Here is an 11135-nt window from a genome sequence, read left to right on the forward strand (position 1 = left end):
CACTTCACCCTTCCGCGCCGGTGCCCCGTGCCGGGCTCGCGCGGTCGGTTCACCCTGCTTTCACGGGAGTTCCCCCATGTCTGTCTCCACCGCTGCCGCCGACCAGTCCGTCTGTGCCCCGCTGCCCGTTCTGGGCCGGGATGTCACCGTGCCGCTCGTCACCGGCGGTGAAGTCACCTACGCCGCCCTCGACTACGCGGCCAGCGCCCCCGCGCTCCAGCGGGTCTGGGACGACGTGGCCGCCTACGCGCCGTACTACGGCAGCGTGCACCGCGGCGCCGGCTACCTCTCCCAGCTCTCCACCGACCTGTTCGAGAACGCCCGGCGCACCGTCGCCGAGTTCCTGGACTGCCGCATCGAGGACAGTCCGGGCGAAGCCCGGTCCGGCAAGGGTGGTGGTGGGCGACGGGAGGGCGACCAGGTGGTGTTCACCCGGTCCACCACCGACTCGCTCAACCTGCTGGCCCGGGTGGTCCCGGCCGATTGCCGGGTGTTCGTCTTCGAGACCGAGCACCACGCCTCGCTGCTGCCCTGGCGCGACGCCCAGGTGACCTATCTGAACGCCCCGCGCACCCCGGAGCAGGCCGTGGCCACGCTGGAGCGGGCGCTGGCCGACCGCGAGCCCTACGGCCCGGCCCTGGTCTGCGTCACCGGCGCCTCCAACGTCACCGGCGAACTGTGGCCGGTACGGGAACTGGCCGCCGCCGCCCACGCGCACGGCGCCCGGATCGTGCTGGACGCCGCCCAGCTCGCCCCGCACCACCCGGTGTCCGTCAAGGACCTCGACGTCGACTGGGTCGCCTTCTCCGGGCACAAGCTGTACGCCCCCTTCGGCTCCGGCGTGCTGGCCGGACGCGCCGACTGGCTGCGCGAGGCCGAGCCCTACCTCGCGGGCGGCGGAGCCAGCCGCCGGGTGTCCCGCCGCACCGACGGGGGAGTGGACGTGGAGTGGCACGACAGCGCCGCCCGCCACGAGGCCGGCTCGCCCAACGTCATCGGCGCCTACTCCATCGCGGCGGCCTGCAAGGCGCTGACCGAGGCCGGGTTCGACACGCTGGTCGCCCGCGAGCAGCACCTCATCGACCGGGTCCGCGAGGGCCTGGCCGCGGTCCCGCAGGTGCGGGTGCTCTCCCTGTTCGGGGACGACGCCCCGCGGGTCGGTGTGATCTCGTTCGTCGTCGAGGGCTGGAACAGCTCGCACTTCGCCGCCGCGCTCTCCGCCGAGTACGGCATCGGCGTGCGCGACGGGCTCTTCTGCGCCCACCCGCTGGTACGCACCCTGCTCGGCAGCGACCCGCAGACCCAGGGCGAGTGCGGCGCCCCCGAGGCCGCGCCCGGCGAGAAGTCCCTCAACGCGATCCGCGTCAGCTTCGGCGCGGGCACCCCCGACGAGCACGTGGAGCGCTTCGTGACGGCGGTGCGCGAGCTGGTCAGCGACGGCGCCAAGTGGCGCTACCGCACGGAGGACGGCCGCTGCGTCCCGGCGGTGTGAGGCGCGCGGCCCCGGAGGCGGCGGACCGGCCGGAGGTCAGGAGTCCAGACCGATGGCGAACGCCGCCTCCAGGTCGTGCTGCGAGTACGTACGGAACGCCACGTGAGTGTCCGTCGCCTCCACCCCGGGGATCTTGCTGATCCGGCCCGGGATGATCTCCGCCAGGTCCTCGTGCCGGCCCACCCGCACCATGGCGATCAGGTCGTAGGTGCCGGTGACGGAGAAGACCTCGCTGACGCTCTCCAGCGAGGCGATCCGCTCGGCGATCTCGGGGATCCGGTCCACGCTGGTCTTGATGAGGACGATCGCGGTGATCACGGCTGGTTCTCTCCCTCGGGGGCCGGAGCGGGGCTGACCTTCACTCTAGCCGTGCGCCCGTGGCCGGCCCACGCGCAGCCGAAGCCGAGGCCGAAGCCGATGACATGGGCCAGGTACGCCACGCCCGGTCCGTCGCCGGCCCGGCCGGCGGCCAGCCACTGGAGGGCCGCCCAGAAGGGCAGCACCACCCAGGCGGGCAGGCGCAGCGGCAGGAAGAACAGGAACGGCAGCAGGCTGGTCACCCGGGCCCGCGGGAACAGGTACAGGAAGGCGCCGAGCACCGCCGAGATCGCCCCCGACGCCCCGACCAGGGTCTGGCCGGAGTCCGCGTGCGCCGCGGCGTACCCCAGCAGGGCCAGATAGCCGCAGCCCAGGTAGAACAGGGTGAAGCGGACCCGGCCCAGGCGCTGCTCGGTCATCGCGCCGAAGACGTGCAGGAAGAGCATGTTGCCGAGCAGATGCACCCAGCTGCCGTGCACGAACAGGGCCGTGGCCGGGGTGAGCGCCGCCCGCGGCGAGCCCGAGAACAGGTCCACGGGGACCACGCCCCAGCGCCGGAAGTACGCCTGCTGGGCGAGGAGTAGTCCGTGCCCGGTGCCGTAGGACGGGATCAGGCCGGAGGCCGGGCTCATCGCGAAGACCAGGCAGCACAGGGCGAGCATCGCACGTGTCACCGGCGCGCGCGTGGTCCGTACCGCCCGCAGGGCCCGGAGGACTCGGGCGGGCACCGCGTTCCTGGAGCTGGTCATGTGCACAGAGCATGGCGTAACGGGACGCATCCGCACACAGCGCCTCGCCGCCGTGGACAGCCGGGCGCCGAGTGGCTCCCAGGCCGTAGGGTTACGGCCGACGCTCCGGGGACACCGGCGCGGCACGGTCCCGGAAGGAAAGTGAGCAGCCACGATGACGGTTCCCCTGCCGACCGCCACGACGCGGTGGCGCTGCACGCTGTGCGGCAACCTCACCCGTTTCGACGTGACGCGCTCGTCGAAGGTCGTCGAGTACGTCCACCTCGACCTGGCCGGTGAGCCCACGGTCGAGGAGCGCGAGGTCGTCAGTGAGACCATCGAGTCGGTGCGCTGCCGCTGGTGCAACGCCGTGGACAAGGTGGAACTCGTGGACAGGCCGGGCGCCGGCTCCTGAGCGGAGCGGGCCCCGCACAGGTGGTCCCCGCGGGGATCCCGTGACGCATTGGGGTGACGGATGGCGCAGACACAAGGCGGGGAGCCGGGCGACGGCGCCGCTGAGGTGCTGGACCGTCCGCTGCCCGACGGCGTACGGCGCCGGGTCGTGCAGATCGTGGCCGACGCCTTCGGGCAACTGACCGTCGGTGAGCTGCCCGCGCAGCTGCGCCAGTACGCCCGGTTCGCGCCCAACCGCCGCGCCAAGTTCGCGGGCAACGCGATGGCGGCGGCGCTGGAGACCGATCCGCTGTTCCGGCAGCGGGTCGGGGAGAAGTTCCGCGAGGCGCAGGGCGAGCTGTGCGGCGCCCTGGACTCCGGGGCGCCGCCGCCGGCCGCCGACCCGCTCGACGTGGCCGCCGCCGCCTATGTGCTGCGCCCCGCGGGCTGGGTGAAGCTGGTGACCGCGGCCGGTGAGGAGGCGCTGCGGGCGCACGCCGAGCGCGCCGACGAGGAGAGCCGGGCCGAACTGGAGCGGTTGCGCGAGCAGCTCGCCGGGGCCCGCGAGCAGACCCGCGCCGAGACCGAGCGCCTGCGCGCCGAACTGGACGCGGCCCGCCGGGAGACCGAGGCGCTGCACCGCAAGCTGCGCGCCGCGCTCAGCGACGTCAAGCGCGGCGAGGCGGCGCTGCGCAAGGCGCGCGGCGAGACGGAGAGCGTGCGCGCCGAGGGGCAGGTGCAGATCTCGGCCGCCGAGAGCGAGAACCGGCGCCTCAAGGCCCGTCTGGGCGAGGCGGAGGCGGCCCTGGAGGCCACCCGCAAGGCGGCGCGCGAGGGCCGCAGCGTCGAGGACATGCGGGTGCGGCTGCTCCTGGACACCGTGCTGGAGGCGGCGCAGGGGCTGCGGCGCGAACTCGCGCTGCCCCCGGTGTCCGTACGGCCGGCCGAGACCGTGGACGCGGTGGAGCCGGGCCGGATGACGCCGAAGGACATCGCGGCGCGGGCGCTGTCCGAGCACGACCCGGCGATCCTGGACCAGTTGCTGGCGCTGCCGCAGGCGCATCTGGTCGTCGACGGCTACAACGTCACCAAGACCGGCTATCCGCAGATGCCGCTGGAGAAGCAGCGGCTGCGCCTGCTCGGGCAGCTCTCGCAGCTCGCCGCGCAGACCGGCGCCGAGGTCACCTGCGTCTTCGACGGGGCGGAGCTGGCGGCGCCGGTGCTGCTCGCGCCGCCGCGCGGGGTGCGGGTGCTGTTCTCCAAGCCGGGCGTCACCGCCGACGAGTTGATCCGCCAGCTGGTGCGGGCCGAGCCGCCGGGCCGGCCGGTCATCGTCGCCTCGACCGACCGCGAGGTGGCCGACGGCGTCGCCAGGGCGGGGGCGCGGCCGGTGGCGTCGGCGATGCTCCTGAAGCGCCTGTTCCGCGGCTGAGCGCGTCTGCGGCCGAGAGCGTCTGCGGCCGAGAGCGTCCGCGGCTGAGCGCGTCCGCGATGCGGATGATTCCGGACATAAGCCGATCTCCTGCTCATTCGCAACGGAGAGGTTTGATGCCCGAATTGACGGAACCGTCACGCGACGTAGCGTCAACCGGGCCTCACCCCTGGTGAGTTCCTGGCAAAGAATGCGGTGCGTGACGGGTTTTCTTGTCGGTAGGATTTGAATTCATCACGATGAGGTCACTAGGGTCTGGCTTCGAACCTCCGAGCGGGTGATCACTCACAAGAAGGAGCTCGCTTCCGTGGCGTCCCACCGTCGACCCAAACAGCCCAGCCGTGCCCGGGTGACCATGCTCACCACCGCGGCAGCCGCCGCCGTCGCGATCAGCGCGCAGGCGGCCAACGCGGCACCGAGCGAGAAGCCGAGCAAGGACGCGGTCAAGTCCAAGGTCGACGCGCTCTACGAGCAGGCGGAGCAGGCCACCGAGAAGTACAACGGGGCCAAGGAGAAGCAGGAGAAGCTCCAGAAGGAGATCTCCACCATCCAGGACAACGTCGCCCGCGGTCAGCAGGACCTCAACAAGCTGCGCGACGGCCTCGGTTCGATGGCGGCCGGCCAGTACCGCAGCGGCGGCATCGACCCCTCCCTCCAGCTCTTCCTCTCGTCCCACCCGGACGAGTACCTGGACAAGGCCGCCACCCTCAGCCAGGTCAGCGGGCAGCAGGCCGACTCCCTGAAGAAGATCCAGGACAAGCAGCGCCAGCTCGCCCAGCAGCGCGCCGAGGCCACCGGCAAGCTCAAGGACCTCTCCGCCACCCGCACCGAACTGGGCAACAAGAAGAAGGAAGTCCAGAGCAAGCTGGCCGAGGCGCAGAAGCTCCTCAACACCCTGACCGCGCAGGAGAAGCAGCAGCTCGCCCAGGCCGAGCAGTCCCGCGCCACCCGCGGCACCGAGCGCGTCTCCATGGGCAAGACAACGCCCGGCAGCGGCCACGCGGGCGCCGCCTTCTCCGCCGCCCAGAGCGTGATCGGCACCCCCTACGTCTACGGCGCCACCGGCCCGTCCTCCTTCGACTGCTCGGGCCTGACCTCCTGGGCCTACGCCCAGGCCGGCGTCTCCATCCCGCGCACCTCCGAGGCCCAGGCCAACGCCGGCCAGCGCATCTACTCGCAGAGCCAGCTCCAGGTCGGCGACCTGGTGCTCTTCTACGGCGACCTGCACCACGTCGGCCTGTACGCGGGCAAGGGCATGGTCCTGCACGCCCCGCACACCGGCGCCAACGTGCGCTACGAGGCGATCGGCAACATGCCCTTCCAGTTCGGCGTCCGCATCTGAGTCCGAACCGGCTCCACCGGCACGCCGTCACACCGCCCGAACGGGCGAATCGCATCAACCCACGCTGACCCCGCGCCCCGCCCCTGACCTGTGTCGGAGGCGGGGCGCCGTGTCGTACGCCCGCCGAGGTCTTTGGCCGGTGCGTGCCGACACGGCTACTGTCGGCCGCGTTTCCCCCACCGCCGTGGCGCACCGCGCCGCACCCGCGGCCCGAGGGGAGACCGTCCGTGCTGACCAGTGGAGGGAGTTCGGCTTCCCGTGGGGTCCCATCGCCGTCTTGCACCGTCCGGTCCCGACCGGGGCACCGGTGCCGCCCGTGCCGCCGTCACCGTGCTGTCCGCCGCCGCCGCGGCCCTGGGCGCGCTGCCGGCCGCCGCCCCGGCCGCCGCCGCACCGCACGGCGGGACCCGGGCCGAGGTGGACCGCCTCTACCACGAGGCGGAGAAGGCGACCGAGGACTACGACCGGGCCGACGAACACGCCGACGCGCTGCGCCGCCAGGTGCACGACGCCCAGGACCGCATCGCCCGCCGGCAGCAGCGCGTCAACACCCTGCGCGAGTCGATCGGTTCGGTGGCCGGCGCGCAGTACCGCTCCGGCGGCATCGACCCGTCCCTGGCGCTGCTGTTCTCCCACGACCCGGCCGAGTACCTGGACCGGGCGAGCACCCTGGACCGGATCGGCGCGCACCAGGCCGGTGAACTCCAGGCGCTGCGCCAGGCGCTGCGCTCGCTCGCCCAGCAGCGCGCCGAGGCCACCGCCGCCCTCGCCGAACTGGAGAAGAGCCGCACCGCCGTCGCCGCCCACAAGCACACCGTGGAACGGAAACTGGCCCAGGCCCGGCGGCTGCTGAACTCCCTCACCCGCGCCGAGCGCGACGCCTACACCAGCGTCTCCCGCTCCGGCCGCGACGACCTCCTGTCCGGGCCCGACTCAGGCCCGGCCGCCTCCGGACGCGCCGCCGCCGCCCTCGCCGCCGCCCGCTCCGCGCTCGGCCGCCCCTATGTGTGGGGCGCCAACGGCCCCTCCGGCTTCGACTGTTCGGGCCTCATGCAGTGGGCGTACGCACAGGCCGGGGTGCATCTGCCGCGCACCTCGCAGGAGCAGCGCTACGCGGGCCGGCAGATCCCGCTCTCCCAGGCCCGGCCCGGCGACCTCGTCGTCTACCGCTCCGACGCCAGCCACGTGGCCATGTACGTCGGCGGCGGCCGGGTGATCCACGCCCCGCACCCGGGCGCCCCGGTGCGCTACGACCCCGTGAACATGCTGCCGATCTCGTCGGTCACCAGGGTCTGACGGCGCCCCGGCGCCGCCGTACGATCGGGCAATGGCCGGGCGCGGACGGGTACGGGGACGAGCGGTGGCGGCGGCGTGCCTGCTGCTCGCCTCGCTGACGGCGTGCGGCGGGCCGAGCGCCGCCGACACCGCCCGCGCGCAGGTGCAGCATCTGCTCGACACCCGCGCGGCGGCGGTCCTCCACCACGACCCGGCGGCCTACGCCACCACCGGCACCCGCACCCCGTACACCCGGCTGCGGTCCGTGCCGTTCACCGCCTGGTCCTACCGCGTGGCCGCGGTGCGCCGCAGCGGCGCCACGGCCACCGCCGACGCCGAGCTGAGCTACCGGGTGACCGGCTACGACACCGCCCCCGTCATCGTCGGCCGCACCCTGACCCTGTCCACCGCCGCCGACGGCGCGTGGTACGTCGACTCCGAGCGTCCGGCGCGCGACGCGGCGCAGCAGCTGTGGGACCAGGGCACCGTGGGTGTGGCCCGGGGCCGCAGCAGCATCGTCCTCGGCGTCGGGCAGAGCACACGCTCGCTGCGCGACTACGCCTCCCTCGCCGACCACGCGGTGCCCGCCGTGTCGGACGCCTGGGGCACCGACTGGAGCCGCCGCGTGGTCGTCCTGGTCCCCGGCTCGCTGGACGCCATGGCCGCGCTGCTCGGCTCGCCCGCCGACGACTACCGGGGCATCGCCGCCGTCACCACCGGCGAGGCCGGGGGCAGCGGGCGGGCCCCCGCCGACCGGGTCGTCGTCAACCCCGACGCGTACAGCCTGCTGGGCCCGCTCGGCCGGCAGGTCGTGCTCACCCACGAGACCACCCATGTCGCCACCCGCGCCCACACCGACGCCGCCACCCCGCTGTGGCTCTCCGAGGGCTATGCCGACTGGGTCGGCTACCGCGACTCCGGGCGCACCCCCGAGCAGGCCGCGCCGGAACTCCAGCACGCCGTGGCCGACGGGCATGTCCCCGCCGCGCTGCCCACCGACAAGGACTTCGGCTTCGCCGAGGACTCCACCCGCCTCGCCCAGTCCTACGAGGGCGGCTGGCTGGCCTGCCGGATGATCGCCGCCCACTGGGGCGAGAACCGGCTGGACGCGTTCTACCGCGCCGTCGGCGCCCACGACCGCCGCTCGGGCGCGGTCGAGGACGCGCTGCGCACGGTGCTGGGCACGGACCTGGCGCGGTTCACCGGGCAGTGGCGGGAGTATCTGCGGGAGCAGCTGGGCTGAGCGGCGAGCGGCCGGGCCGGGGAGCGGACGCCGAGGGGCGCCGGGTCAGGGGGCGGGGGACGGCTGCCGGGTGCGGGCGGGGGCCCGGTCGTGCGGGGGCGGCGGTCCGGCGGGCCGGGCGGCGGTGCCGCGCCACAGGACGCGGCCCGCGCCCAGACAGGCGGCCACCAACAGGCCGTTGCGCAGGAACATCAGCGTCAGGCCCAGCGGGTCGCTCGCCACGACATGCCCGAAGTACACCGGGAACTCCAGCACGGTCACCAGCGCCGCGGCCAGCACCAGGGCGACGGGCGGCCACATCCGGCTGCCCGCGCAGCACCCGCAGACCGCGCCGAGCCCCACCAGCCACACCAGGTACTGCGGGCTGATCACCCGGCTGGTCACCGTGAACAGCAGCACCGCCGTGAACGCGGCGTCCACGACCACGCACGGCGCGAACCGCCCGTGCCGGGTCCGCAGCCGCCACCACAGCAGCCAGCCGAAGGCCGCCGCCGTCAGCACCTGCGCGCCCGCGCTCACCACACCGACGTACGGCCCCAGGAACTCCATCGAGCCGTAGTGCAGCAGCACCTGCCCCGGCCAGCCGAACCGCCGTGCCGCGTGCAGGACGAGCGCGCCCAGCGACTCCACCTCCGTGCCCCGGCCGCTCTGCGCGGCCAGGAAGGACAGCGTGCCGGGCACGCACAGCGCGCACACCGCCACCGGCACGGCCATCGTCACCGCCGCGGCCGTCCACGCCCGCCGCCCGCCCCGCCCGCGCACCCCCGCCAGCAGCAGCACCGGCCACACCTTGAGCAGCGCCCCGATACCCGCCAGCACCCCCAGCACCCGGGGCCTGCGGGCGCCCGCGAGCAGCGCGGCCACGGCCACCGCGGTCACCAGCACGTCGTAGCGGGCGTAGAGGACCGGACCCAGCAGGGGAGCGCCCGCCGTCCACACCCACGCGCCGCGCAGCGGACGCCCCAGCCGCCGCCCGCCGCACAGCAGCAGGCACAGCACCGCCAGATCGGCCGCGCACGCCAGGGCGAAGAAGGCGTCGGCGTACCCGAGGAACGGCAGCGCCAGCGGGGCGAGAAGGGCGAGCGCGGCCCCGGGCGGGTACTGCCAGGCGACGTCGCCGGCCGGGAACGCGCCCTGCCGCAGCACCTCGGACCAGCCCTGGTAGATCACCGACACATCACCGGTGACGTCCGGACCCGGGAACACCAGCACCCGCAGCACGTACAGCAGCAGCACCGCACGGCTCACCGCCCAGACCGCGAGCACCACCGCCGGACGCCGCACCCCGCCTGCCTCGTCCACCTCGGCCCCTCGTCCGTCCGCCGCCGGCCACGTCCCACGCCCATCGTCCCCGCCGCCGCGCCCGCCGGCCACGCGGACACCGCCGCACGAGGGCCGGGCGGGGGCCGGGCGGGTGGAGAGGGTGGATTGGGTAGGGTCTGCGGCGATGCACAAGACCCTCGTCGTCACCAACGACTTCCCGCCCCGCCCCGGCGGCATCCAGGCGTTCCTGCACAACATGGCGCTGCGCCTCGACCCCGGACAGCTCGTCGTGTACGCCTCCACCTGGAAGCGGAGCCGGGAGGGCGTGCGGGCGACGGCCGCCTTCGACGCGGAGCAGCCCTTCACCGTCGTACGGGACCGCACGACGATGCTGCTGCCCACCCCGGACGCCACCCGGCGCGCGGCCGGGCTGCTGCGCGAGCACGGCTGCACCTCGGTGTGGTTCGGGGCGGCGGCCCCGCTCGGCCTGATGGCACCGGCCCTGCGCAGGGCGGGCGCCGAACGGCTGGTGGCCACCACCCACGGCCACGAGGCAGGCTGGGCCCAACTGCCCGCCGCACGGCAGCTGTTGCGCCGCATCGGCCGGTCCACCGACACGATCACCTACCTCGGTGAGTACACCCGCTCCCGGATCGCCGCCGCACTGACACCCGAGGACGCCGCACGGATGGCGCACCTCCCGCCGGGCGTGGACGAGAAGGTCTTCCACCCCGCCTCCGGCGGCCCCGAGGTGCGCGCCCGGCTCGGGCTCACCGACCGCCCGGTCGTCGTGTGCGTCTCCCGGCTGGTCAAGCGCAAGGGCCAGGACACCCTGATCCGCGCGATGCCCGCGATCCTCGCCGCCGAGCCGGACGCCGTCCTGCTGATCGTCGGCGGCGGCCCCTACGAGCGGGACCTGCGCCGCCTCGCCGACGAGACGGGCGTCGCCGCGTCCGTGCGCTTCACCGGCGCGGTCCCCTGGAGCGAACTGCCCGCCCACTACGGCGCCGGTGACGTCTTCGCGATGCCCTGCCGCACCCGCCGCGGCGGCCTGGACGTCGAGGGCCTGGGCATCGTCTACCTGGAGGCGTCCGCGACCGGTCTGCCCGTCGTCGCGGGCGACTCCGGCGGCGCACCCGACGCCGTCCTCGACGGCGAGACCGGCTGGGTCGTCCCCGGCGGCTCCCCCCACCACACCGCCGACCGCATCACCACCCTCCTCGCCGACCCCCAACTCCGCCACCGCATGGGCCAACGGGGCCGCCAGTGGATCGAACAGACCTGGCGCTGGGACTTGTTGGCGGAACGGCTGAGGGGACTTCTGTAGCGGGGGCGGGACAACTCACTTGGGGGTGCAGGGGGCGGAGCCCCCGCAGGAGCTCCGGGGGTCCGGGCGACCCACCCCAGGGGTGCAGGGGGCGGAGCCCCTGTCGGGGTCCGGGGCGGAGCCCCGAGGCTGACCCACCGCGCGCGCTCCGGGGGTCCGGGCGACTCACCCCAGGGGTGCAGGGGGCGGAGCCCCCGCCAGGGTCCGGGGCGGAGCCCCGAGGCGGGTCCCCTCTCCCCACCGAGTCGGGCGGGTGGGTGGGACAGCTGTTGCGGGGTCCGGGGCGGAGCCCCGGGAGGGCGCCCCCGCACCCCACCGAGTC

10 protein-coding genes are annotated in these 11135 nt (G+C 74.5%); 7 read left to right on the plus strand and 3 right to left on the minus strand.

Annotated elements, in window-relative coordinates:
• Positions 1–76 precede the first annotated feature (76 nt).
• Positions 77–1492: an aminotransferase class V-fold PLP-dependent enzyme gene (locus tag B086_RS0115945; RefSeq protein ID WP_018567419.1), complete on the plus strand. Its 1416-nt coding sequence runs from the start codon at positions 77–79 to the stop codon at positions 1490–1492.
• Between the two features lie 36 nt (positions 1493–1528).
• On the opposite strand, the gene B086_RS0115950 is transcribed toward B086_RS0115945, so the two are convergent.
• Both B086_RS0115950 and B086_RS0115955 read right to left on the minus strand, forming a co-directional pair.
• Positions 1529–1810, minus strand: a complete 282-nt coding sequence (locus B086_RS0115950) for an Lrp/AsnC family transcriptional regulator (RefSeq protein WP_018567420.1) — start codon at positions 1808–1810, stop codon at positions 1529–1531.
• Positions 1807–2559: a rhomboid family intramembrane serine protease gene (locus B086_RS0115955; RefSeq protein ID WP_078531108.1), complete on the minus strand. Its 753-nt coding sequence runs from the start codon at positions 2557–2559 to the stop codon at positions 1807–1809. The genes B086_RS0115950 and B086_RS0115955 overlap by 4 nt, the downstream gene beginning before the upstream one ends.
• 154 nt (positions 2560–2713) lie before the next feature.
• On the opposite strand from B086_RS0115955, the gene B086_RS0115960 reads away from it, so the two are divergent.
• The 5 genes from B086_RS0115960 to B086_RS0115980 all read left to right on the plus strand — a co-directional run bounded on the left by B086_RS0115960 (position 2714) and on the right by B086_RS0115980 (position 8223).
• Positions 2714–2953 carry a hypothetical protein gene (locus B086_RS0115960; protein ID WP_018567422.1) on the plus strand — a complete coding sequence of 80 codons (240 nt, stop codon included), beginning with the start codon at positions 2714–2716 and terminating at the stop codon, positions 2951–2953.
• A 60-nt stretch (positions 2954–3013) separates the two neighbouring features.
• Positions 3014–4363, plus strand: coding sequence for an NYN domain-containing protein (locus B086_RS0115965; RefSeq protein WP_026252475.1), 1350 nt, complete (start codon positions 3014–3016; stop codon positions 4361–4363).
• A gap of 307 nt (positions 4364–4670) precedes the next feature.
• Complete coding sequence (locus tag B086_RS0115970) at positions 4671–5705, plus strand: C40 family peptidase (RefSeq protein ID WP_026252476.1); 1035 nt, start codon at positions 4671–4673, stop codon at positions 5703–5705.
• A gap of 258 nt (positions 5706–5963) precedes the next feature.
• Complete coding sequence (locus B086_RS0115975; protein ID WP_018567425.1) at positions 5964–7001, plus strand: NlpC/P60 family protein; 1038 nt, start codon at positions 5964–5966, stop codon at positions 6999–7001.
• A gap of 31 nt (positions 7002–7032) precedes the next feature.
• The gene (locus tag B086_RS0115980; protein ID WP_037873576.1) at positions 7033–8223 is read left to right on the plus strand and encodes a lipoprotein; all 1191 of its coding nucleotides are present in this window, start codon (positions 7033–7035) and stop codon (positions 8221–8223) included.
• 45 nt (positions 8224–8268) lie between these two features.
• Here B086_RS0115980 and B086_RS0115985 read toward each other — a convergent pair whose 3' ends face one another.
• Positions 8269–9525, minus strand: coding sequence for a glycosyltransferase 87 family protein (locus B086_RS0115985; protein ID WP_018567427.1), 1257 nt, complete (start codon positions 9523–9525; stop codon positions 8269–8271).
• A gap of 145 nt (positions 9526–9670) precedes the next feature.
• On the opposite strand from B086_RS0115985, the gene B086_RS0115990 reads away from it, so the two are divergent.
• Positions 9671–10813 (plus strand): glycosyltransferase family 4 protein, encoded by a 1143-nt coding sequence (locus B086_RS0115990; RefSeq protein WP_018567428.1) that lies wholly within the window; start codon positions 9671–9673, stop codon positions 10811–10813.
• Positions 10814–11135 lie beyond the last annotated feature (322 nt).

It is taken from the genome of Streptomyces sp. PsTaAH-124, assembly GCF_000373685.1.
GTDB classification, from domain to species: domain Bacteria; phylum Actinomycetota; class Actinomycetes; order Streptomycetales; family Streptomycetaceae; genus Streptomyces; species Streptomyces andamanensis.